This is a genomic window from Streptomyces ureilyticus, assembly GCF_011045025.1.
Classification (GTDB): Bacteria; Actinomycetota; Actinomycetes; order Streptomycetales; family Streptomycetaceae; genus Streptomyces; species Streptomyces ureilyticus.
This window is the reverse complement of the sequence record NZ_JAAKZX010000159.1, coordinates 1-22680: the sequence shown is the minus strand read 5'-3', so window position 1 is coordinate 22680 and position 22680 is coordinate 1. Positions and strand designations below refer to the sequence as shown.

22 protein-coding genes and 6 pseudogenes are annotated in these 22680 nt (G+C 68.6%); 11 read left to right on the top strand and 17 right to left on the bottom strand.

Features of this window, described 5'->3' with window-relative positions:
• From G6048_RS52055 to G6048_RS34825, 5 genes are all read right to left on the bottom strand, one after another.
• Positions 1-206 (bottom strand): DUF4259 domain-containing protein (locus G6048_RS52055; RefSeq protein ID WP_165343583.1); only part of this gene is annotated, 206 nt, incomplete at its 3' end.
• Between the two features lie 62 nt (positions 207-268).
• Positions 269-1867, bottom strand: coding sequence for an ISL3 family transposase (locus tag G6048_RS34835; protein WP_165343582.1), 1599 nt, complete (start codon positions 1865-1867; stop codon positions 269-271).
• A gap of 81 nt (positions 1868-1948) precedes the next feature.
• Positions 1949-2782, bottom strand: a complete 834-nt coding sequence (locus G6048_RS34830; RefSeq protein WP_328827856.1) for an SDR family NAD(P)-dependent oxidoreductase — start codon at positions 2780-2782, stop codon at positions 1949-1951.
• A 67-nt stretch (positions 2783-2849) separates the two neighbouring features.
• Positions 2850-2993: a hypothetical protein gene (locus G6048_RS50275; protein WP_235990732.1), complete on the bottom strand. Its 144-nt coding sequence runs from the start codon at positions 2991-2993 to the stop codon at positions 2850-2852.
• A gap of 3 nt (positions 2994-2996) precedes the next feature.
• Positions 2997-3560, bottom strand: a complete 564-nt coding sequence (locus tag G6048_RS34825) for a DsbA family oxidoreductase (protein ID WP_235990729.1) — start codon at positions 3558-3560, stop codon at positions 2997-2999.
• Positions 3561-3666: 106 nt separating this feature from the next.
• On the opposite strand from G6048_RS34825, the gene G6048_RS52050 reads away from it, so the two are divergent.
• Positions 3667-3948 (top strand): winged helix-turn-helix transcriptional regulator, encoded by a 282-nt coding sequence (locus tag G6048_RS52050; protein ID WP_165343581.1) that lies wholly within the window; start codon positions 3667-3669, stop codon positions 3946-3948.
• Here the strand turns inward: G6048_RS52050 and G6048_RS34815 are convergent.
• Positions 3858-4823 carry an SDR family NAD(P)-dependent oxidoreductase gene (locus G6048_RS34815; protein ID WP_165343580.1) on the bottom strand — a complete coding sequence of 322 codons (966 nt, stop codon included), beginning with the start codon at positions 4821-4823 and terminating at the stop codon, positions 3858-3860. The genes G6048_RS52050 and G6048_RS34815 overlap by 91 nt on opposite strands.
• Before the next feature lie 319 nt (positions 4824-5142).
• Here G6048_RS34815 and G6048_RS34810 point away from each other — a divergent pair, with 319 nt between their 5' ends.
• The 3 genes and pseudogenes from G6048_RS34810 to G6048_RS34800 form a co-directional block, all read left to right on the top strand.
• Positions 5143-5991: a helix-turn-helix transcriptional regulator gene (locus G6048_RS34810; RefSeq protein WP_206342491.1), complete on the top strand. Its 849-nt coding sequence runs from the start codon at positions 5143-5145 to the stop codon at positions 5989-5991.
• Between the two features lie 591 nt (positions 5992-6582).
• Entirely contained in the window at positions 6583-7461 is an 879-nt protein-coding gene (locus G6048_RS34805) for a M24 family metallopeptidase (RefSeq protein WP_165343579.1), read from the top strand.
• A 98-nt stretch (positions 7462-7559) separates the two neighbouring features.
• Positions 7560-7804: pseudogene (locus G6048_RS34800) on the top strand (helix-turn-helix domain-containing protein); the annotation flags it as partial.
• A gap of 161 nt (positions 7805-7965) precedes the next feature.
• Here G6048_RS34800 and G6048_RS34795 read toward each other — a convergent pair.
• The gene (locus tag G6048_RS34795) at positions 7966-9219 is read right to left on the bottom strand and encodes an IS110 family RNA-guided transposase (RefSeq protein WP_165343578.1); all 1254 of its coding nucleotides are present in this window, start codon (positions 9217-9219) and stop codon (positions 7966-7968) included.
• 547 nt (positions 9220-9766) lie between these two features.
• Between G6048_RS34795 and G6048_RS34790 the strand changes: the two genes are divergently transcribed.
• Together G6048_RS34790 and G6048_RS48880 are read left to right on the top strand one after the other, a co-directional pair.
• Positions 9767-10891: an IS110 family RNA-guided transposase gene (locus tag G6048_RS34790; RefSeq protein WP_165343587.1), complete on the top strand. Its 1125-nt coding sequence runs from the start codon at positions 9767-9769 to the stop codon at positions 10889-10891.
• A 34-nt stretch (positions 10892-10925) separates the two neighbouring features.
• Positions 10926-11201: pseudogene (locus G6048_RS48880) on the top strand (transposase family protein); the annotation flags it as partial.
• Here the strand turns inward: G6048_RS48880 and G6048_RS48875 are convergent.
• Both G6048_RS48875 and G6048_RS34780 read right to left on the bottom strand, forming a co-directional pair.
• Positions 11164-11508, bottom strand: coding sequence for a DsbA family protein (locus G6048_RS48875; RefSeq protein ID WP_206342490.1), 345 nt, complete (start codon positions 11506-11508; stop codon positions 11164-11166). The pseudogene G6048_RS48880 and the gene G6048_RS48875 sit on opposite strands and share 38 nt — an antisense overlap.
• 94 nt (positions 11509-11602) lie before the next feature.
• On the bottom strand, positions 11603-12127 hold the full coding sequence (locus tag G6048_RS34780) for a VOC family protein (RefSeq protein WP_165343576.1): 525 nt from the start codon (positions 12125-12127) through the stop codon (positions 11603-11605).
• Positions 12128-12204: 77 nt separating this feature from the next.
• Between G6048_RS34780 and G6048_RS34775 the strand changes: the two genes are divergently transcribed.
• Complete coding sequence (locus G6048_RS34775; RefSeq protein ID WP_165343575.1) at positions 12205-12639, top strand: winged helix-turn-helix transcriptional regulator; 435 nt, start codon at positions 12205-12207, stop codon at positions 12637-12639.
• 24 nt (positions 12640-12663) lie between these two features.
• Here G6048_RS34775 and G6048_RS34770 read toward each other — a convergent pair.
• Positions 12664-12954: pseudogene (locus G6048_RS34770) on the bottom strand (DUF4158 domain-containing protein); the annotation flags it as partial.
• A gap of 292 nt (positions 12955-13246) precedes the next feature.
• On the bottom strand, positions 13247-14053 hold the full coding sequence (locus tag G6048_RS34765) for an SDR family oxidoreductase (RefSeq protein ID WP_165343574.1): 807 nt from the start codon (positions 14051-14053) through the stop codon (positions 13247-13249).
• Positions 14054-14116: 63 nt separating this feature from the next.
• On the opposite strand from G6048_RS34765, the gene G6048_RS34760 reads away from it, so the two are divergent.
• On the top strand, positions 14117-14902 hold the full coding sequence (locus G6048_RS34760; protein ID WP_165343573.1) for a helix-turn-helix domain-containing protein: 786 nt from the start codon (positions 14117-14119) through the stop codon (positions 14900-14902).
• A gap of 492 nt (positions 14903-15394) precedes the next feature.
• Here the strand turns inward: G6048_RS34760 and G6048_RS34755 are convergent.
• The 4 genes and pseudogenes from G6048_RS34755 to G6048_RS34740 all read right to left on the bottom strand — a co-directional run.
• Positions 15395-15749, bottom strand: a pseudogene (locus G6048_RS34755) (helix-turn-helix domain-containing protein); the annotation flags it as partial.
• A gap of 1219 nt (positions 15750-16968) precedes the next feature.
• The gene (locus G6048_RS34750; protein WP_165343572.1) at positions 16969-17460 is read right to left on the bottom strand and encodes an SRPBCC family protein; all 492 of its coding nucleotides are present in this window, start codon (positions 17458-17460) and stop codon (positions 16969-16971) included.
• Between the two features lie 150 nt (positions 17461-17610).
• Positions 17611-18255 carry an SRPBCC domain-containing protein gene (locus tag G6048_RS34745; RefSeq protein ID WP_328827849.1) on the bottom strand — a complete coding sequence of 215 codons (645 nt, stop codon included), beginning with the start codon at positions 18253-18255 and terminating at the stop codon, positions 17611-17613.
• A gap of 85 nt (positions 18256-18340) precedes the next feature.
• A pseudogene (locus G6048_RS34740) lies at positions 18341-18574 on the bottom strand (ArsR/SmtB family transcription factor); the annotation flags it as partial.
• Between the two features lie 73 nt (positions 18575-18647).
• Between G6048_RS34740 and G6048_RS48870 the strand changes: the two are divergent.
• Together G6048_RS48870 and G6048_RS48865 are read left to right on the top strand one after the other, a co-directional pair.
• Positions 18648-18923 carry a dihydrofolate reductase family protein gene (locus tag G6048_RS48870; protein ID WP_206342493.1) on the top strand — a complete coding sequence of 92 codons (276 nt, stop codon included), beginning with the start codon at positions 18648-18650 and terminating at the stop codon, positions 18921-18923.
• A complete protein-coding gene (locus tag G6048_RS48865; RefSeq protein ID WP_328827858.1) occupies positions 18899-19198 on the top strand; it encodes a dihydrofolate reductase family protein in 300 nt (99 codons plus the stop codon). Before G6048_RS48870 ends, G6048_RS48865 begins: the two co-directional genes overlap by 25 nt.
• Positions 19199-19366: 168 nt before the next feature.
• On the opposite strand, the gene G6048_RS34730 is transcribed toward G6048_RS48865, so the two are convergent.
• Positions 19367-20731, bottom strand: a complete 1365-nt coding sequence (locus G6048_RS34730; protein ID WP_328827846.1) for an ISL3 family transposase — start codon at positions 20729-20731, stop codon at positions 19367-19369.
• A gap of 26 nt (positions 20732-20757) precedes the next feature.
• On the opposite strand from G6048_RS34730, the pseudogene G6048_RS52045 reads away from it, so the two are divergent.
• A pseudogene (locus G6048_RS52045) lies at positions 20758-20961 on the top strand (Tn3 family transposase); the annotation flags it as partial.
• A gap of 645 nt (positions 20962-21606) precedes the next feature.
• Here G6048_RS52045 and G6048_RS34720 read toward each other — a convergent pair.
• On the bottom strand, positions 21607-22680 hold a 1074-nt coding region (locus tag G6048_RS34720; RefSeq protein WP_206342486.1), incomplete at its 5' end, for a beta-ketoacyl-[acyl-carrier-protein] synthase family protein.

Sequence of the window (22680 nt, the reverse complement as noted above, 5' to 3'; positions counted from 1 at the left end):
AGCGAACGAGACGGATGGCCGCGCCTCCGCCCTGGAGAGCGCCATTCGCCGCCTAGGGGATGAAAGCCCTCAAAGCAGGGCAGGAACGAGAGTCGCATATAGGGCTTGACCTGCATAAACGCCCTCTGAGAAGTCAGTCCCTCAAGTTCATCGACGAAGTCGGCAGCGAGATCGCTGTCGAATGGGCCTGTTCCCCACGTTCCCATGCACGGCTCCTGGTATCGCTCTCGCGGACGAAGCCAGCATTCCAGCAGACACTGACAAACGCTCAGGTGGCCAGGAGGACTCGTTTGCGAAGCAAGGCGAATCCCGCACGGCGAAACATCTGGCGCTTGAGCATTTTGATCCGGTTGACATGGCCTTCCACGACGCCGGAGTTCCAGGGGAGGGTGAGGCCGGCGCTGACAGCGTCGAGATCGCGCAGGAGGTGCTGAGCGAAGTGGCGGAGGCTGGGCAGTTCGTTGGTGGCGCTGGCTGCTTCGATCCATTCGGGGAGCTGGTCGCCGTGCAGGTGCGTGAGCATGTGGGCGAAGGAGCGCACGTGTTCGGCGAGTGCCGTCAGCTCGGGGCAGTTGGCCAGGGCGGCTTTGAGCTGGATCCGATCGCCTTCGGGTAGCGCGTCGGGGTGCGTGAGGATCCAGCGGGTGACGGCGCGGGCGGATGGTGGCCGGGGGCAGACCGGTTGGGGCTTGCCGCGAAGGGTCCTTCTGACGTAGTCGCGGACGCTTGCGTATCCGCGTGGATAGCCCTGTTCCTTGATCTCCTCCCACAGTTTCCAGGCGTTGGTGCAGCCTTCCTGCCAGCGCTGATCGAGGTAAGGCTTGTAGGCGTCGAGCCTGGTCGCACGACTTTGCCACTGACCGGTGAACATCTCCTCCGGAGTCGTGGCGCGGGAGAAGCGCAGGATCGTGTTGAGGGTCATGCCGAGCTGCCGGGCGACGGACCGCTTGCTGTGACCGGCGGCGAGGAGCGCGTGGATGGTGGCGTGCTTGGCGCGGGTGCGTTCGGCGAACCGGTGCCCTGTCGGCCAGGGCGACGACGCGGTCGGCTCCGCCTCTTCCTGCGGTTGCTCCGGCTGAGCCGACGTGGGGCGCAAGCAGCCGCGGTGCCGGTAGACGCACTTCTCGGCGGCTTCTCCCAGGTTGTGCCAGAGATGCCATCGGTCGGCGACCTGGAGGGCCTGTGGGGCGCCGCGGGTGGCTCCTTCGGCGAAGAAGGTGGCCCGGTCACGGCAGATGATTTCGATGCCGGGCCGCTCGGCGAGCCGGGCCGCGAGCGTGTCCGCCTCCCGGTCGGGAAGGAGGTCGACCGGCCGACGTGTCTCGACATCGACGAGCACGGTTCCGTAGACACGGCCCTTGCGCTGGGCGTACTCGTCCACGCCGACCACGCGGGGTGCTGCGACGGCGGGGTCCGGAAGCGAGGCGATCGGCCTCAACAGGGTGTTCCGGCTGACCGGAACCTTGAAGGCGCCCGTCATCCGGGCACCGGCCCGGCCCGCGAGCGCAAGACCGACCGCCACCAGGGTCGACCGCAGCCGCTCGGTCCGTCGCCCGAACCTGCGGGTGAGTCCGGGTACTTGCTCGACGAAGGTCTTGCGCGGGCAGCAGTCCTCCGCGCAGACGAACCGCCGCACGCGTAACGACACCACGACGAGCTTGCCCGCTGTCGGCAGGTCATGCGGAAACCGCAGGTAAAAGCCATGTATTCGGCCCGACCAGCACCCGCACCCCGGGCAGACCGCCCGCCCTGCGGACGTACGAGCCTCGATCCGGACGGCCGTGTCGGTCACCTCGACCGACTCCACCAACACGCCCTCGACCGAGGAGAACAACAGATCATCCAGCTGTGGCAGCACTTCGTTCACGGCGAAGGACTGTCGACCACACCACCGTCCAGTTGGGCGATTTTCGGGCGAACTCAACCAGCATCACGCGAAGATCAACGGTCACCCCGCGTACGCGCCCACAAGAAGTGGACCAGAACCTTTAAACTCATCAACACCACCAATCCTGTACAGGACCGCGGCGATCCGGCGTGTCTCCAAGGCTGGGATGTCGGGGCGGGCGCTGGAGCACAAGTACGGGGTGAGCCGGCCGGTCAGGCGGTGAAGACGGCCTCGGAGCGGTCGCGGTTTTCGTGCAGGTCCCAGAACAGGGGGGGCGATCTGCTCGGGCGTGGCCGTCGGGCTGCCTTCCGGGCCGCCCCCGCCGATCCAGACGTTGATCACCACGTGGGCGGCGTGCACGCCGCTGCCGGCCAGTTCCTTGTTCAGGTTGATCACCCAGTTGCGCAGAGCTGCCTGGGCCGCGTTGGCATTGCCGAACATCGGCACCGGGTCCACGGAACCGCCACCGGTGGTGAACAGCAGGGTCCCGGCGCCCGCCTCGCGCATCGCGGGCAGTACCGTCCGGGCCGCCGTGATGGCGCCGTAGAAGCCGTACTCGATCATCGGCTGCAGATTGTCCACCGTGACCTCCGAGGGAGCGGCCAGGGTGAGGCCGGGCACCGGGGCGTGCGGGGCCGGCGAATACTCCAGTACGTCGATGCCGCCGAAGCGGGCCTTGGCCACGTCCAGGGCATCGGTCAGTGAGGCGCGGTCGAGGATGTCGGCGGGGAACGCGGCTGCCGTGATGCCTTCCTGGCCGAGCTGGGCGACCAGCGTTTCCAGCTTCTCCTTGGTACGGGCGATCAGGGCGACGTCGAAGCCGCGGCTGCCGAAAGTGCGGGCGATGGCCAGGCCCATGCCAGAGCCGGCGCCGACGATGGCGAGAGTGGGCACAGTGAGATCTCTTCCGTGTTGTGACCGCCGGGACATGCGGAGATCGGATGCCCGGCCTGCGTGTGGATCAGGCGTGGGCGGCGGGAACCGCGCAGCCGTCCGGGCCGCAGATGGCCGCGTCGTTGTCGGCATCGAGAACGGTCGGGTGGGCCTCGTCCCAGACCTGGCGCAGGATGCCTAGCAGGGTGTCGGTGTCCTGAGCGCCCGGCACGGCCTACCAGCCGTCGATGACGGTGAAGGGGGCGCCGGTTGCCCCGAGTTGCTGCGCCTTGTGTGCGTCTTCCTGTACCTGACGGCGGTAGCGCCGGTCGGCGAGTACCTGGCGAGTCTGTTCGCGGTCCAGGCCGAGCTTGTCGGAGAACCCGAGCAGGTCGTCGAGCGTGAAGATCGACTCGGCCTTGCCGAAGTAGGCGCGGAAGATCATGTTCCAGGCTTCGCCGTTCTTGCCTTCGGCGGAGGCGTGGGCCAGGAACTCGTGGGCCAGGTCGGTGTTCCCGACTCGGTTGTCCAGGACCCGGTAGGGGGCCAGGCCCTCGGCGGCGGCCATGCCTTCGATATCCGGTACGCCGGCCTGCCCAGGGATGGCGCCGTACTTGGCCAGCACAAATTCGCGGACGCTGAGCGTGCGGTCCTCGGGCAGGCCACTGCCCAGAGGGAACGAGCGGTGGATCACTTCTACGTGGCCGCTGTGCTCGAATCGCTCCACGGCCCGGTCCAACCTATGGCCGCCCAGACCGCACCAGGGGCAGGCGATCTCCGACCAGATCTCTACCTTCATGGCCTGACCTCCAATTCCTACTGTTTGTTCGTAACGCCATGATGGGCCAGTATGGAAGGCGATACAAAAGGCACATCGGTGTGCGCGACGGAGAGGAACGGGCGCTATGCAGGACAGCGCGGGTAACGGGATGGCGGCTACGGTCGGGCCGTGCGCGAGCATCCCCGCCGATCACATGGCCTTCATCCGCCAGGTGCTCGACCGGGTGGGTGACAAGTGGAGCATGTTGATCATCGCCGTCCTGGAGGGCGGCCCGATGCGCTACACCGACTTGCAGCGCCAGATCCCGGGCATCTCCTACCGGAGCTGCGTCGGCTCTTCGTCGTCGGTCAGGTGGACGAGGCGCTTGGAGTCGTCCCACAGATGCGTCGCGCGCCGTTCGTCGTAGGAGAGCCGCGCGGAGCGCACGGCCGAGAGGGCCCTGTCGTGGGCCTGGAAGTACGTGCCGGATGCCTGCGCATAGCCGGGGTCGGCGGCGAGTGCCGCCAGCGAAGCCCCTGAGAACTCCGCGTCCGAGGTGATGACGCCTATGCGCTTGGAGACCCACTTCATGGCCGCCGTGTTCGAAACCCATTGCACTGGCCTCGGCATGTCGCGGAGGAATCCGGTCTCGGGCACGGATCCCGGATCGAAGGCGATCGAGGACACCGAACTGTGGGCCCTGCGTAGCCTGCGGTCCAGCTCGTAGGCGTACATCACGGTGCACAGCTTCGAGGTGGAGTAGCGCTTGCCGGCAGGCAGTGCCTTGCCGCCGCCCTTTCCATTGGTGGCCAGCGCGACAGCGTCCGGCTCCACGGCGGCACCGACCAGGCGGCCGTCCATCGAGTCCGGGTCGTGGGTGCCGCTGGCGGTGTAGACGACGCGGCCCTTCTCGGAAAGGCTGGGGAACAGCAGCTCGACGAGGAGGAAGTGGCCCAGGCAGTTGGTCGCGAAGGTCGTCTCGTACCCGTCGAGGCTGTAGGAGATGTCGCCGTCGAAGCGACCGCCGGCATTGCAGACGATCGCGTCGAGCCCGGAGACCTCACCGGAGTCGAGCATCGTGCGGAACCGCGTGGCGGCCGCCCTGACCGAGGCGAGCGACGAGGTGTCGAGCGTCAGCGTCGTCACCGACACGCCGTGCTGCGCGCTCAGCTCGTCGGCGACCGGTCGCATGCGCTCCACGCTGCGGCCCGCGAGGACGAGGTCGATGTGCTGCGCGGCGAGCACCCGCGCCGCGGCGAGACCGATGCCCGAGTGGCCGCCGGTGATCAGGATCGCAGTCATGGCCGTTCCTCCTGGTTTTCTGGTTTTCGATGTTGTTGATGACGGGAGCCGGCGCGGGACCGCCGTCCCTGCGGAGTGAGAGACCGGCATGCCATGCCGGCTCCGCGTGTTCGACGGGGCGGGTGGCAGGCTCGGAGGACGAAGACCCCGTGGCCCCCGGCCGGCGGGGCACCACGGCCGTCTCTCGGCTTTCACCGCCCGGGCGGATCTGCGAACCCGGCCAGGTCAGGATCACCGACCGGGTGGTGTCTCAGCCAGGGACAAGCTGTCCGCGGTTGGCGACTGTCCGGAACGGGCGGGGCGGGGGTCTACTGGAGACATGATCGACCGTCTTGGCTTTGCTGATTTCCTCCGCCGTCGCCGGGAGCTGCTGCGCCCGGCCGACATAGGTCTGCCCGAGGGTGTGCGGCGGCGTACGCCGGGTCTGCGGCGCGACGAGGTGGCCCAGCTGGCGAACATCTCCACGGACTACTACGCCCGGCTGGAACAGCGCCGCGGCGCGAACCCCTCCGAGACCATCGTGGCGTCGCTGGCCCGCGCGCTGCGCTGCGATCCCGACGAGCGTGACCACCTGTACCATCTGGCCGGATTCTCGGCCCCGGCCCGCTACTCGGGTGGGTACGTGCGGCCCGGGGTAATGAGTCTGCTGGACCGACTCGGCGACATCCCGGCATTTGTCGTCAGCGATCTGGGCGCGGTGCTGTGGCAGAACACCGTTGCCGCGATCACCCTGGGGTGGACCGCTGAGCGCCGCGCCGATCGCTCGGCGAACATTGTTTGGCGGTGGTTCACCGAGCCGGCCCTGCGCACCTGCTTCCCGGAGGAGGACTGGCCACGGCATTCGCTCGCGCACGTCAGCGATCTGCGGGCGACCTCCGCGCGGCGCGGGGGTGATGCCGACGTCACCGATCTGGTCCACGGCCTGCTGGAGCGCAGCGAGGAGTTCCGTGCTCTGTGGGAACGCCACGAGGTGGCGGTGCACCGCTTCGACCGGAAGAGGTTCCTGCACCCCGAGGTCGGCGTCCTGCACCTGACCTGCGAGGTCCTGCTCTCGCCCGAGGCGGACACCAAGGTTCTGGCGTTCTTCCCGACCGAGGGCACCGACGCACGCGAGAAGCTCGCACTGCTGCGGACGATCGGGACGCAGAACTTCCAGGCGACCCGGTGACCCGGTAGTCCGGTGACCCGTCACACCGTCCACGCGCCGAGGGCAGCCCCCGCGGAGCCGGGGACAGGGGTGGTCCTGGTTCCCCTCGGAGAGACGCCTCACGCTGGTCATGTACGCCGGTCCCACGCCAGGTGCGGGGATCCGCCGTTCCCGCTGACCTGCCGGGTCGGCGCGACGGCCCGAGGAAGAGAGTGAACATGACCGAAGCACGGATACCGGTCTTTTCCACGATCGAGCGCGACCGCCGATGGAACCTGGCGAGGGACTTCATGGCCTGCGAGGGCCTCGATGCGCTGCTGGTCTTCGGCGAGCACGAGGACGCGGGCCCCGCGCCGGTCGCCTACGACACCTGGTTCACCAACGGCCGGGCCGGCACGACGGTTGTCTTCCCCAGGACCGGTGAGCCGGTCTCCCTGCTGCCGGGGCCCATGTTCGTCATGGACCACCTGGAGTCCCGCCGACGCGGAGACACCCCGTGGATCCCCCCCGCACCACCTGCGCGGCACCCGTCATTCCGGCACGATCATCGAAACACTCGACGAGCTGAGTCTTGCCGAGGCGGTCATCGGCGTTATCGGCCTCGGCTCCCACATGCCGTGGCATCCCGAGGGAATCATCCCCTACGGCCTCTGGAACAACGTCCTGTCCCGCTTTCCCGACGCCGTCTTCGAGCCGGTCGATCTCCCATTCGGCCAACTCGTCATGCGGCTCGGCGAGGAGGAGATCGCCGTACTGCGGCACTCGGCCAGGATCGGTGACGCCATGGTCGAGGCCATGGTGGCGACCGCCGCGCCCGGTGTTAGGGAGAGCCGGGTGTACGCGGCGGGTATGGCCGCGGGATACAGCCACGGGTCGCTGCCCCCTGCCATGCACCTGTGGTCGGGGCCGGACGTGGTGGCGGCGGGGCCGCCGGCCTGGGGCCAGCGCGCGCAGGCTCCCCGTGTCCTGGAGGACGGCGATGTCATCTACGCCGAGGTGTTCTCCAGCTTCGGCGGACGCCACGCCCAGAACCAGGTCACCATCGCCGTCGGTGACGTGCACGAGGACTTCCACCGTGCCGCGGACGTGTGCCGCGCGTCCTACGACGCCGGTCTCAAGGCGCTTCGCCCGGGGCACACGTTCGGCGAACTCGTCGACGCCATGCACGAGCCGATCGACGCCGCCGACGGCTGGCCGTTCCTGATCGCGGTGCACTCACTCAACCCCGGGCTCTCCGTGGGCAAGGGCCGCGGACTCTTCAGCCGCATCCCCGGCACCGAAGGGTATCCCCGCGTATCCGACCACCCCACGTTCCTGCCCAGCATGGAACTGGCGCCCGGAATGAGTTTCGCCTTCGAGCCGAACTACGCGTTCGGCCGCCATCTGGCACACCTCGGAGGCACGGTGGTGGTCGGCGAAGACGCGCCGATCGAACTCAACCCGTACTCGGCACAACTGCTGCACGCGGCAGGAGCCGGGCAGCCACGTTGAGCCGGCCGGGACCTGCGGTGTGGGCAATCGGTGCGCTGGCTGCGAGCGGGCGGACAAGCCGGAGCTGCGTGCGTGACTGGCTGGGTGCTGTTCCGGGCCCGCACCAACGTGCCCTGGTCGGTCTGGTGTACCTGCGTCGACACGACCCCTCGCGCAGCTCGCGGCCGGCTTCGGTATCTCAGTCGGCACCGCCCACGCCTACGTGGCAGCCGTCCTCGACCTGCTCGCCGATCGCGTGCCCGGCCTGCTGCGCGCCCTGCGCGAGGCCGACCCGGACTATGTCCTGCTCGACGGCACGCGCGCGGAGTGCGACCGGGTCGGTGACAGCCGGGCCGACTACTCCCACTGTGAGGATGGTGGCCGTGTCGTTCTGGCCGCGGCTTGACTCGTACTCTCACTGGCCGCTTGTGCCTTGTGTTTGATCTGTCAGCCCGGCCGGAGCGGCACGTACCGGCACTGGGCCGGCGGAGCGTGTCCCGATAGACATCTCGGGATCTGAAGAAGTCAAGCAGCAGATGCCGTTGATGAGGGCACGTGCGGGTTGAAGGCATGTTCTTCGTCGAAGGGAACTCGCTTTTGGAGGCAGTGGAACAGCTGTCCGAGCAGGCGGTTGAACAGGTGTCGCTGAGCTTGTGCGTGCCAGTCGCCGGCCTCGCGTCGGTGACGGTAGTGGGCCTGGGCTCCAGGTGATGAGCGCAGGGAGGAGAAAGCCCACAGATAGCCGGCGTGGTGGAGTCGGTTGTTCTTGACCATGCGGCGTCCCACGTAGTGTTTCTTGCTGGAGGCTCGGGTGATCGGTGCGGATCCGGCGTATGCCTTCAGTCCGCGGGCGTCGGAGAAGCGGTTGCGGTCGTCGCCGGTCTCGGCGAGAACACGTGCGGCGAGCTGGACACCGAGGCCCGGGAAGCTCAGGAGTATCTCAGCATCGGGATGCTCGTGAAAGCTGGCGTCAACTGCTTCGGCAAGGTCATCACTGGCCTGGCAGGCTGCCTCGAACTGCTTGAGCAGAGCGAGAAGTTGCCTGCCGAAGGCGTTCTCGACAGCAGCGGGCTGGTGAGCGTACTCGGCCCGCAGGACACCGCGCAGACGGGCAGCCTCTTCTTCAACGCCGCGGACGCGACCGGCGCGCTTGAGGGCGGAGCGCAGCTGGCTCAGAGACAGCCGCGAGCCTTCCGCCGGCGTTGGGGCCTTGGCCAGGATGATGCGAGCCTCCTCGCGGGCCAGCCCGCCCTGCTTGGCCAGGAAGGCATCCAGGGCAGCGGGGTAGTACTCGCGCAGCAGGGAGCGGATCTGGTTGCCGATCTGCTGGCGGTTCCAGACCGCGTCCTGCTGAGCTCGAGCCAGCACCGCGATGGCCTGGGCCTGGTCGGAGTCCGCTGGCAGCGGCCGGTGAACGGCCATGTCGGTTCGGAGGATGTTCGCCAACACAAGGGCATCGCCTGGATCGGACTTCTTGCGGGACACACCGTGGCGGTCACGGTAGCGGGAGGCGGCAAGCGGGTTGATCGCGAAGACCTTGCGGCTGCCGGTCCGCAGGACTGCTACGAGCAGGCCACGGCTGGTCTCGATGGCCACAGGTATCGGCGACTCAGGGCTGTCACCATGCTCGGCCAGGAGCTCCAGCAGCATCCGGTAGCCGGCCGCGTCATCGCTGATCCGCCGCTTGGCCAGTAGTTCGCCGGCCTCGTCGACCAGCGCGACGTCGTGGTGCCTCTCTGCCCAGTCGATCCCGCAGAACACAGTCACACGTTCTCCCATCCTCGAGTTGTTTTCCCAGGTCACGAGCTCATGCGGGTCACGCGGCGTCCTAATCCCAGGACTCGGTCGGTCCGCCATCTCGGTAGCCGTTCGCGACACCAGCGCACCCCAGGGGCCTCTGTCTGCGCCAGAGCTCGCGGCTCGCGGAGGTGGACAGGAGGTCGCCCTGCGGCGGGCTCGCGCCACGACGACAACGGACGGCATGCGGTGGTGGGTTTCACGGGACGTGGAGACGCCGGAACCGCGCCGCTCTCTCGTGAGGCCTCACGGCCGGGGAGATTCCCAGGCATCTGCCCGGCGTCCGCATGCCCCGTGAAACCCACCGCCGTGACGGCGCCGCTCTATCGGGAGGCCTCGTCAGCCAGGGGCCTTACAGGCGTCCGTCACGCCAGACAGCCCAGAGGCCCAACTGCGGCCCTCTGAACAACCTTCACACAACGGATTAGGGGCCTTGGCCTCGAAGGCACCGTCACAGTCCTGACCGCTCCACCGACCGGCGCTGACTATCGGTACGTCGTCGAACAGGAGCACCGTGACCACCCTCGGCATGCCTGCTGCCTTTCCCGCTGTCCACGCTGTCGAGGCCGCGGCCGAGCCGCGCGTGGTGGTGCTCGGTGTCGACACCCACAAGGACGTGCACGTCGCCGCCGTCCTTGACCACCTTGGCGGGCTGCTGAGCAGCGGGGAGTTCCCGGCCACCGCGGCCGGCTACCGTCACCTTCTCGACTGGGCACGCCAGTGCGGGACGGTGCTGCGGGCTGGGGTGGAGTGCACCGGCTCCTACGGTGCGGGCCTGGCCCGCTACCTCGCGACCCAGCAGGTTTCGGTGGTGGAGGTTAACCAGCCCGACCGATCCACCCGGCGCCGCCGCGGCAAGACCGACGCCATCGACGCCGAGGCTGCCGCCCGGGCCGCGCTGTCCGGCATCGCACGAGCGCTACCGAAGAGCGGCGACGGGCAAGTGGAAGCGCTGCGCATGCTCCGGTTGGCGAAGAACTCCGCGGTCAAAGCCCGCACCCAAGCGCTCAACCAGCTCAAGGCCGTGCTGGTCAACGCTCCGTCCGCCCTGCGCGAGGAGCTGGAGCCGCTCTCGACTGCGCTACTGCTCCGCCGGTGCGCAGAACTGGCCGACACCCGCGAGGGCAACCCGGCAGCCGACACGGCGGTCTTCACGCTGCGGCTGCTGGCACAGCGCGTCGTGCAGCTGCGGCAAGAAGCCACCGAGCTCGAAAGACGGATGACCATAGCGATCCGGGCTACCGCGCCCAGCCTGCTGGAGCAGCTCGGGATCGGACCGGACAGCGCGGCGGCCCTGCTGATCACCGCAGGCGACAACCCGGAACGGCTGGGCAGCGAGGCATCCTTCGCCGCCCTGTGCGGTGTCAGTCCTGTCGAGAAGTCCTCAGGGAAGAGCCAGCGCCGTCGGCTCAACCGCGGCGGAGACAGGCAGGCCAACGCCGCGCTGCACCGCATCGTGGTCACCCGCATGAGACAAGACGAGCGCACCCGCCTCTACCTGGAGCGACGCACCGCCGAAGGAAAGGGAAAACGCGAGGTCATGCGCTGCCTGAAACGCTACGCAGCCCGCGAGGTATACCACCTGATCCGCGCCGACATGATCACGCGCCACCAGCAGCCTGATACTTCAGCGACCCTGATGACCGCAGCTTGACGAACATAGCGGCATCAAGCACCGCCGGCACGGCGTGAACGTGCAGCTGGTGACCGACCCGGCCGGACGGCTGCTGTGGATCTCACCCGCACTGCCCGGCCGTGCGACGACCTCACCGCGGCCCGCACCCACCGGATCATCCGGATCTGCGAACGCCAGGGCATCCCGGTCCCCGGTCCTTGCCGACCGCGCCTACATGGGAGCAGGCCCGTGGGTGACGACATCCCTCAGACGCCCACCGGGCCGCGACCTCACACCCACCCAGCAAACCGTCAACCGCGCGCTCTCGGCGGCGCGGGCACAAGTTGAGCGCGGCGTCGCACGACTGAAGTCATGGCGGATCTTCCGCAAAGCCCGATGCAGCCCGAATCGGCCCGCGCCTGTGCCTGGCCCACCCCGTACTTCCCCGCCAGGTACTCCAGGGTCGGGACGGCCTTGGTCGGGGCATCCGGATCGAGCTGGAAGGAGTGCACCCTCAGGGCGATGTGCGCCGCGTGCGGGTAGGAGGCGATGGCCGTGTCCAGCCGCCGCTCGCCCAGGTAGCACCACGGGCACAGCACGTCCGCCCAGACATCGACGGTCAGCCGGGTGGTGGCGGGGACTCCTGTGGATTGCATGGTGACTGGCCTCCAGTGGGTCGGGGCGGCGCTTGAGAGGGGCGCCGGCGGGCCGGGCATGATGGCCCGCCGGGGAAAGACGGCGTTTGCTGGTTCAGTGGCGGGCCGGAGCGGAGATGCCGGTCCCGCCTGGGAGGTCGGCGCCGAATTGTGCGATGACCGCGTCCAGGTCGAGCGGTGCGAAGGCCTCGCGGGTCACCTCGTTGATCCTGTCGGCGGGCACCAGCCAGCACACTTCGAACTGCAGACCGTCCGGGTCGCTGGCGTATAGCGACTTGGTGGTGCCGTGGTCGATCTCGTGGGCCAGCTCACCTGCCTGCAGCAGCTTGCCGCGGATCTGCTGGAGCTCGGCCAGGGTGTCCACCTCCCACGCCAGGTGCGCGAGCCCAGGACGTCGGCCCGGGCTCTGCGGGGAAGCCGGGCCCTCGATCTGCATGAAGGCCAGGTCGTGGTCGTTGGTCGACTCCTCGGCCTTAAGGAACGCGGCCTCGGGCACCTTGCCGCCGTCGGCGTGGAGGCGGTGGTCGATGCGGAAGTTCAGCAGGTCGGTGTAGAAGGCGACGCTGCGTTCGACGTCGCGGACGTAGAGCACGGCGTGGTTGAGACGCTGGACTGGCATGTCACTCCTCGCTTAGTTACGATTAGTACGTAGCCCCACCATAGGGATGTAGCGAGGACCTCACAAAAGGCACATTGATGTACGCAAAGCACACCACTGACCCTGACCGTGCCGCCGCCCCGCACCCGGGCGACGCCTGGCCTGCCGATGCCCCCCACCCGTGCGAGAGCTGGCCGGACAACGGCCGAAGGTTCCGGGAGACCCTCGACCGGATCGGCGACAAGTGGTCGGTCCTGGTCATCGGCATCCTCAGCCGCGGTCCCTTGCGGTTCGGCGCCCTGCACCAGCGGGTTCCAGGCGTCTCCCAGCGCATGCTCACCCTCACCCTGCGCCACCTGGAACGCGACGGGGTCGTCTCCCGCACCGTCTACGCCGAGGTGCCCCCGCGCGTCGAGTACCAACTGACGCCACTGGGCGAGAGCCTGCGCACCATCGTCCATGCGCTCGCCCAGTGGGTCACGGACCACCATGGAGAGATCGAGCGCGCGCGCCACCGCTACGACGCTGGATGACACTCGTGTCCCAGCTCGCCTTCACCGGCGCCCCGGGGTACGCAGCCTCTCCAGCTCCCAGACCCGCCTGCCCTCCGGCACGACCAGCAGCATCTTCAGCGCTGGCGCAAGCTGCGGGTCCACGCGGTGCGCGGCCCGCGCCACCGACTGGTACAGGCGCCGCTCGGCCGCCGTACGGGCCTCCGAGACCTGCCGCGCCAGCACCGAGACACCCGGCAGCAGCACCCGGTGCCGGCGCAGCCACGTCACCGCATGGTTGAACAGCGACACCGGCCCCTCGGCGTGTGTCCACGCCCGCCCGTACAGGAGGGCCCGGAGACCGAGGCGCAGTGGCAACTGCAGGTCAGCGACTCAGCGCACCCTTCGTGTCACGCCGAGGTGGTGTCCCGGCCACCGTCGAGGTGGCCCGTACCCGACGCCGGTGACAACTTTCAGCTCACCGTGGGCTGAATGCGCTCATCGCCCGGCACCGGTCGGCGGGCAGATGGAGGGCCTGTTGCCCGACATCACCGGTGGACATCGGACGAAGCCGGCATCGATGTCGCGCATGGGTGTTGCAGCAGATGGCGGGCGCAGACCCTGGGCGCCCCGGAGTGCGCCGTGCCGGTCACGCCCGGGACGCGAGGTCTCGCCAGTCGTTCCACGTGTCGAGCCGCTTCCGGTAGGCCGCCTCGACAACCGGATAGGGGTAGGTGCCGAGGAAGAGCCGCAGGGGTGGTGCGTCGGTGTCGACGAGTTCGAGGACGGCGGCGGCGGTGGCCCGCGCGTCCTGGGGCATGCGGGCGGACGCGCCGGCCCGGCGCGCGGCGCGGATGGGTTCGTAGGCGGGGAGCGGTTCGGTGTGTGCCGCGGAAGCGCCCGACCAGTCGGTGCCGTAGGGGCCGGGTTCGACCAGGGTGACGTTGATCCCGAACGGGCCGATCTCCTGGGCCAGGGCCTCGCTCATCCCCTCCAGGGCCCACTTCGAGGCGTTGTACAGCCCCAGCGTGGGGAAGGCAGCGAGGCCACCGAGGCTGGAGACCTGCAGGATGTGGCCGCTGCCCTGGGCCCGCAGGTACGGCAGGGCCGCCTGCGTCACCCACAGCGGGCCGAACAGGTTGGTTTCGAGCTGGGCGCGGGCCTGTTCCTCGGTGGTTTCCTCGACCATGCCGAACAGGCCGTAGCCCGCGTTGTTGACGACCACGTCGAGGCGGCCGAAGGTCTCGGCGGCCTGCCGCACTGCGGCGGTCGCGGCGGTGCGGTCGGTCACGTCGAGGCGGAGCGGGAGGATGTCGTCCCCGTGGGCGTCCAGGAGGGGCCGCAGGGTCTCGGGGTCGCGTGCGGTGGCGGCGACGCGGTCGCCGCGGTCGAGAGCGGCCTCGGCCCAGATACGGCCGAAGCCGCGGGATGCGCCGGTGATGAACCAGGTCTTCATGTCATCGAGCCTGCGCCGTTTGCACCTCGGCAGCCAGCACCCCCGCAGGGTTACCCTCGCGCCATGGCGGCTGACAACCTTCTGGGAGATTTCCTCAAGGCCCGGCGCGGACGGGTCGCGCCAGCGGACGTGGCCGTGCCCGCCACTGGACGACGCCGGGTGGCGGGGCTGCGCCGGGAGGAACTGGCCCGGCTCGCCGGAATCAGCGAGCCGTACCTGGTCCGGCTCGAACAGGGCGTCGACCGGCACCCCTCGCCCCAGGTGCTGCGCTCCCTCGCGCGGGCGCTGGAGCTGGACGCCGACGCCTCGGCACACCTGCTCGCCCTTGCCGGCCCCGACCCCGTGCCGCCGTCGCGGACCGAGGTCTCCGCGGACGTGCACCGGCTGCTCGACGCGTGGGCGGACCGGCCTGCGTACGTCCGCGACCGGTGCTTCGACGTGCTGGCGGCGAACAAGCGAGCCCGCGCGCTCGCCCCGATGTACGAGCCCGGGCACAACCTGGCCCGGGCGGTCTTCCTCGACCCGGCGTCCCGGAGCCTCTTCCCCGACTGGGCGGAGGTGGCGGCGCAGACCGCAGCGGCCCTGCGCGCCGAAGCCGACCCACGCGACCCCAGGACCGTCCGCCTGGTCGCCGAGCTGGAGACGGACGGGGAGTTCCGCCGTCTGTGGGTGCGGCACGAGACGCGGCCCGCCCGTGACGAACTCAAGCGCTTCGCGCACCCAGTCGTCGGCAGCCTCGCCCTGCGACGGCAGGCGCTCACCGTCGGCGGCGCCGAGCAACAGGTGATCATCGTGTACCAGGCGACGGCCGGGAGCCCGTCCGAGAGGGCCCTGGCCCGGCTTCTGTGACGCGCCCGGCGTTTGTCGGTGCCCCGTGCGGCTACCCTCTTCAGCCCAGCGCGTGTACCCGGCCGTGGCCTTGGAATCGCCACAGAGAGCCAGGGAGTCTCGATCTTCGTGATGGCCGAAGGCCTGCCGAATGAGTACTTGTGACAAGTCGGGTGCCTCGTTTGTGACAACCAAGTTGCTTCGGCTGTTCCCATTTGGCAGCTCACCCGGCTCCACCGGTGACAACTCCTGAGTTTCGGCTCAGTCATCCGCTGCGCCCGGCGCGCGGCGGATCCGTCATCCGTTCGTTTTTCCGCGACGATTGGGAGGCTCGTGTGAGTACCCCCGTACCCCCATCCCACCGGCGCCCGCGCGTCCCCGCCGACCGCGCGGCCGCGCGCCGTGAGCCGGTCGACTGGGCGAAGGTCGGCCGCCGCGCGGTCCGCCAGCGCGCCACCGGCATGACCCACCCGGAGGCGGCCGCCGCCCTCGAGGAAGCCGAACTGCAGCACTCACAGTGGGAGTAGTCGGCCCGGCCGTCGCCGACCCGGTCGCACTCGGCGAGGGTGCCGTCGAGCAGGACGAAGTCGGGTTCGTGCTCGCGCAGCGTCTTCAACAGGCCCGGTGCACGTTCGGCGAGCAGGTCGACGACCGCGCTGGTGTAGGCGTGGGCGGTGGACTCGCTGATCCCGAATCCAGCGGCGATCTTCGCGAGAGTGGTGTGTTCGCGCAGGTACACCAGTGCCACCATCGCGCGCTGGGACGGGCGGAGCTTGCAGCGTCGGTCGCCCTCACGGGTGACGATCACCATGGTGACCCACTCCACGAGTGCATGCGGAAGGTCGAGTACGGCAGGATGGATGACCAACGAGGCCCCCGAGCAACGTGATTGAGACGTCAGACATCTCGATCAACAGCCCGGGGGCCTCGCTCGTTGCGCTTCACGGCCCATCACCCGATCGGTGGCCAACTCGAAGAAGCTCAGTGAACCAGGCCCCGACCCAGTCCCCTGAAAAACGGTACACGCTACGGCACGGCTCAGCGGTCATAGCCCCTAACGATAAAGGGCAGTTGGGGGACCCGTCCTCAGTTGAGATCAAGGCAGCCGACGGCCAAACAGATCACAAACAGCACTCACCAATTCGTGACCCGCGACGGACTGTACCGGGTCGTCGCGCAGGAGGCTTCAGCCCCCACTGGCCCACCGCGTCGTCGTGCCACGCCGGGCTATGTGGCAGCGGGAAAGTGGGAACTCCCTCCGGATACGCGACAGTTGTACGCGCCTCGGCGCAAGGCTTCCGGGACCGGTCCCCGGCGCCCGACGGTACGTTCAACACGGTCGACAACAGCCACGTCAGGACAAGCAAGAAGGGAGTTTGTCATGAAGTTATCGAGGTTCGCTGTAAGCGGGGCCGTGTGTGCCGCGCTCCTCGGATTCGGCGCTGTAACGGCAACGCAGGCTACCGCCGCTGAATCCTCAGCAGTAGCGCCACGAGTGGCGGTCCAGCAGGAACCGTACTGGGAGGAATACTACCCGAACTGGTTCTACGGGAAGCCCAGCTGCGACGCACGCGGCGAGTCCATCTCAAATCCTTCGAGTCCCCAGTACATTCCTGGCACTATTGACTTTGAGTGCTATGTACGCGAAGGCGAGTCGAAGTGGACGATGGCCATCCTCCGGTGTGACTGCCAGCTGGCCTCGGGTGACACGAACGGGATGCCGGCACAGCGGCCGATGAGCATCCTCCGGGCCTGATGCAGCCTTTGCTTCAAGTGCAGGGTCCGGGAATCGCATGACTTGCGATTCCCAGACCCTCCCCCATTTTACGCCAAAAGGAGCAGTCGGAATTTGGTGCTGTTGACGGCATATCGGCAGCGCTGAATCAAGACGTTCGTGCACGTCTCCGCAACGACAATGCTGCCGCCATGGTCACCCCTGCCGATTCCGACCGAGCCTCGGGATCGCAGGCAGGCACTCACCCGTGGGCGGAGCCGCCCCGTGAAACAGGCGCCCCAAGATCCCGTGACCGGGCGCTCCAAGCAGCGGCCGATCGCCGTCGGAGATTCACGTTGCTGTTTGCGACAGATCAGTCACTTCCTTCGCGGACATCCATGCCCTGTTCGGCGAACGCCTTGAAGTCCTGCATGTGTTGCTGGGACTGCTTGTGGAAGGCACCTGGCATGAGAAGCCCCACCAGCCGCATCAGCAGGCTGCTGAATCGGTATTCACTCTCGCTCTCCCAGAGCGTCGTCTCCGGATTGGCTTCGGTCAGCCGATCGCGCACGACGCTCCACATGCCCGCGCCGACGATCTCTCGGTCGAAGTGAACGACGACCTCTTTGGGGATCTCGTGCAGGTCTGCCGGATCCCGGCGTGTGATCGGTTCGGTGCACTCGATCTCCCGCTTCCCCGACTGCATCACGACCCGCGACTTGGTACCGAGCTGCCCATGTATCCCGCTCACCGGCTCGTGCAGCACCATCCCTCGCAGCCACTTCGGTATGTGTGCCGGGTCGGCGAGCAGCTGGGCCACCCGCTCCCGCGGCAGGGCGATCTCGATCGAGTTGGTGTACTTCATCGCGCCCATTCCTTCCGGGTGTGGGACAACATGCTGTCGTCCTGCTCGTCCTGCTCGTCGGCGGAGAGGTCTGAAATCCGTCTCGCGATTGACGATTCTCATCGGCGGTGCGCGCGGCGGGACGCCGGTCAACCCACCGCAGCGGGGAAGTCAGGTCGGGTCGGGTGCGTAGAACTTGGTGGTGGCCGCGACTGCGGCCGCGACGTGCACCGGTTCGCCACCGGCGGCTAGGTGAGCCTCGCCCCATGCCGCGGCGCTGCGCCGGATGAACTCGCGCCCTTCGGGCGACTTCTTGACCGCCTCGTGGTCGGCGGTCTCGCCACCGGCCAACAGCTGGGTCAGGGCGAGGAGATGCAGGTCCCAGCCGACGCCGCCGGCACCGGGGCCGTATGTCGGGAAGAGGGGTTCCTCGACGACTGCTGCGTGGATGAGTTCGAATTCGGTGTCGCCGGTCGGGCTTGGGGCCAGGCGCACTTGCACCTCGCTCGTGCCGGGCCACGCGTCGGCGTCCGGCCCGTAGAGCCAGGACACTTTGAGCAGACGCGGTGGCTCGCACCGGAGGATCTCGCCGTGCTCACCTCCGTCCAGCTCGAACTTCCCGCCGAGTCGCAGATCCCCGGTGACCGGTTTCAACCAGCGATGCAGCCGCTCGGGGTTGGTAAGGGCGTCCCAGACGTCGTCGATTTGCGCTTGGTATCGACGCCGCACCTCGATGGTGTACGCGTCGCCGGCGGGCACGCTGCCCTTGCCCATTGCCCGGCGTGCGGCGGCCAGTTCGTCCAATACGTCTTTCACGTCTTGTGCCTTTCGCTGATGGATCGGTCTTGTCCGCATCGGTGCCGGGCTCGGCCGGTCGGGTGGGCTCCCCGCCAGCCGGAGTCCGAGCTGCACGCCTGCCCCGGGCCAGCTCGGTTTCCAGGGCGTCGAGGCGTTGATCCCAGAACCGGCGAAACCGGTCCAACCACGCGTCAATCTCGCTCAGCGGCACGGGCTCGACGGCGTAGAACCGGCGAGCGCCCTCAGCCCGCACCGACGCGAACCCGCTGTCACGCAACACGCGCAGATGCTGTGAGACACCCGGCTGGGAGAGTCCGAACTCGGCCCGGATCACGTCCGTGATCGCGTCATCTCGCTGTCCGCGTGGTCTATCCCAGCCACAGCACAACCACGTCTTTGGGGAGCAGCTCATGGCAACGGTGCACACAGGTATGACCATGTCGCTGGACGGCTTCGTCGCCGACCGCAGGGGCAGCGCGGCGCGGCTGTCCGACCCTGCCGCCTCTGGCGGCAGTGAGTACATGACCGCACTGGTCCAAGCAACCGGCGCGGTCGTCATGGGCAGGCGGTCGTTTGCGATGGCCGAGGATCCGGACTGGTATGTCGGCAACTACGAGTTCCAGGTCCCATCTTCGTGCTCACCCGCACGCCGCCGCCGGTCATGCCCAAACGGGACGCGCAGTTGACCTTCACGTTCGTGACCGACGGGGTCGCCTCGGCGATCGCCAAGGCGAAGGCGGCCGCCGGGCAACGGGTGGTCCAGGCGTTCGGCGCCAGCGTGGTCCAGCAGGTCCTGCGGGCTGGGCTCGCCGACGAACTGCACGTCGATGTGGCAGCGGTGTTGCTGGGCGCCGGGCTTCGGCTGTTCGATGACCCGGATCTGGAGGGAGTCGCCCTCAAGAAGGTCGGTGTGCAGGAGGTCGGAGAGGTCACCTCGCTCCATTTCCAGGTCGTCAAGTAGCTCCATTTCGGCGTCGGTGGCATCGGTGCCCCCTACGCCAGAACACACGCAGCCGCCCACCGCGAGCGTTCATCTACGGTCCAATGCCACGAACACCAACATCCTGACCGCACCAGGTGCAGTCAGCATTGGGGGCTGGCACAGTTCTTGGGGGAGCGGTCGCGGAGGTTACGAGAGCAGGATCATCTTGCGGAGGAGTTCGAATTCGGCGCGTCCGTAGAGTTGTCTCTTGATCTTCTTGATGCGGTTCACGGCGCCTTCGGTGCCGCCGGAGCTCCAGGACAGGGTGAGGCCGGCGGTGACGGCGTCGAAGTCGTTGTTCATGTGGCGGGCGAAGCCGGTCAGTCCAGGCAGGTCATCCTGGACGACGGCGCCGATCCAGTCGGGGAGTTGGGCACCAAGGCGGCAGGTGAGGATCTCGCCGAAGTCGCGGATGCGCTGGTGGCTGGTCCCCAGTTCGGGACATCGGGCCAGGATCGTCTTGAGATGCTGGTGTTCTTCCTCGCTGAGTGTGGTGGGGTGGCGGGTGAGCCAGCCGGTAACCTGGCGGACGCTTGGTGGTGCGGGCACCGGGGTGCCGGCCTTGGGGCGGAAGGCCGCGAGGTAGTCGCGGACGGAGGCGTATCCGTCGGGGTAGCCCTGTGCGGTGATCTCGCGGTGCAGGGCGAGGGCGTTTGTGCACCCTTCTGACCAGCGTCGTTGCAGGTAGGGCTTGTAGGGGTCGAGCTTGCTCGGCCGCGGCGGCATCCCGACGATTGTGTCCTGCCAGCGGGCGGCGTGCGCATATCTCAACACCGTGGTCTGACCCCATTTCAGGTGCCGGGCGATTGCCCGGAGGCTGTGTCCCTGGGCGATCAGCTCGTGGACCTGGGCGTGGGCAGCCCGCTTGCGTTCTGCTCGGGGTCCGGTGGGATCCGCCTCCGCCGCGGGCTTGGTGCCATCCGCCGGCGTCGACGGCTGGACTGGCTCCTGCAGGCAGGAGCGGTGGGCCCTGACGGTCTTCTCCACGGCCCGGCCGAGGCCCTGCCAGAGGTGGAAGCGGTCGGCGACCTGGACCGCTTCCGGGGCGCCGAGCCGGGAGCCCTCGGCATAGGCGCCGGCCCGGTCCCGGCAGATGATCTCCACGCCCGGGTGCGCGGTGAGCCAGGCGGCCAGTGGCCCTGCCTCGCGGCCCGGCAGCACGTCGATGAACTGGTGCGTCTCGTCATTGGTGATCATAGTTGCGTACGTAGTTCCGCGGCGGGTGGCGAAATCGTCGACGCCGAGGACCCGCGGCACCCCTCGCTCGGGATCAGGCAGCGCCATCACCCGCCGCAGGAATGTCATGCGGCCCGCCACGATCCCGAAGGACATCGCGAGCCGGGCCCCGGCCCGGCCGGCGAGCGCCAGCCCGATCGTCTCCAGCCAGGCGCCCAGGCGCCGCGTGCAGTGGGCATACGGAGTGGTCAGCTGACTGAACCGCTCGGCGAACGTCCGTCGTGCACACCGCCGGTTGTCGCAGATGAAACGGCGAACCAACAACTTGATCACCACGGGTCGGCCACCCAGCGGGAGATCGCGAACCCGCCGTCGCCCAGCTCCGCACCGAGGGCCACGAGATCCGCGACGAGGACGTCGCCCGGCTCTCCCCGCTCAAGCACAAGAACCTGAACGTCCTGGGCCGCTACAACTTCACCGCCTCCCAGCCGGTCAGCGGCCTGCGCCCGCTGCGCGACCCGGACGCACCCGACCTCGACGATGACGGCGACGGCACCGACGAATGACCCACAGGCCGCCGCGCCGGGCGCGGCGGGCGGCCGACACCTGGGCGGCGACGGGTCGTTGAGCACAGCATGGCGAAGTGCGGTTCGAGGAAGTCCACCGGCAACGTGGCGCATGAGATGGTCCACGAGCTGGCGATGGCGACGCTCCACCTGCTCGCCGCGAGGAGGCAGCTGCATGGGGCCGAGTCCTGCCCTTCGACGCCCGCCCTGATCGAGATGTGCGACCTGCTCCAGGGGATACGTCAGCGAGATCCGCGCACTCCTGGTGGCCTTGGGAATGACGGACGAGGACCTTCAGACGCTGCTGAGCGGCGCCACCGAGTAGGGGGTCCGAGTAGGAACGGATCAGGGAACCGGTGTTGCTGACAGAAGTTGATAGGCGCTGATCCGGCCCCCAGAGACGACATCGCCCGGGAACGCTGAAGCGCTCCGGGCAATGTGGGTGAGCGGCAGCGACAACGTTACCGGGAGAGCCGCAGGTCCCAGCCGTCGCCGGTGCGGTTCAGGGTGGGGGTGTAGGCGGCGGGGCGGGCCAGTCGACTTCCCGTGGGTGAGATTGCCGGGCGACCTGACCATCAGCGGCAGCGTGGGAGTGGAGTGAACCTGCTGGTCATGGGCAGATCTATCACCCGCGGGCGAGGCCGTTCAGGAAGCGAGGACCAAGGTGGCGTTATGGCCGCCGAAGCCGAAAGAGTTGCTCAGGGCCGCCAGTGGTCCTTGAGGAAGTTGGCGCGGTGATCCGGTCACTATGTCCAAGCCGATCGCGTCGTCGGTCTCTTCTGCGTTGAGGGTCGGGGGCACGAGGCGGTGGTAGAGGGCCAGCAGGGTGGTGATCGCCTCGACGGGGCCGGAGCCGCTCTGCAGGTGTCCGATCATGGACTTGGGAGCCGAGACGGCGATCTGGTCGGTGTGGGCGCCGCACACGCGATGTAGGGCGCGGGCTTCGGCGAGGTCTCCGGCCGGTGTGGAGGTGGCGTGGGCGTTGACATGGGCGATGTCGGTGATCGACAGGCCGGCGTCGGCGAGCGCCCGGGTGATGGCTTTGGCCGCACCGAGTCCCTCGGGCTGCGGCTGGGCGATGCGGTGCCCGTCGACAGACATTCCGATACCGAGGATCCGGCCGTAGACCCGGGCACCGCGGGCGCGGGCGTGGGCCTGCGACTCAAGGATCACGATGCCCGCGCCCTCGCCGAGCAGGAAACCGTCCCGGCTCTTGGCGAAAGGGCGGGAGGCACGCTGCGGGTCGTCGTTACGTCGGGAAAGGGCACGCATGGCAGCGAACCCGCCCAGGCCGAACGGGTGGATCGGCGCCTCGGCGCCGCCGGCGATCACGACGTCGGCCCGGCCCAAGCGAATCATGTCCGCCGCCAGCCCGATGGCCTCGGTCCCCGAGGCACAGGCGCTCACCGGCGCATGGGCACTGCCCTGGGCGCCGTACTGGATGGCTATCTGCGCCGCCGAGCTGTTGGGCAGCAGGGAGGGCACCGCGTAGGGCGACATGTGCTTCCAGCCCTTGGTCTGGAGCGTCTGATGCGCAGCGAGCATGGTCTGTACGCCGATGGTGGAGGAGACCGCGACCGAGAGCCGCTCGGTGTCCAGCTCCGTAGCGGTATCGAGGCCGGCGTCCGCCCAGGCTTCGTGTACGGCCATCAGCGCCAGCTGCGTGACGCGGTCCATCCGGCGCGCCTGCGCGGGCGGGAGGGCTGCCGCGGGGTCCAC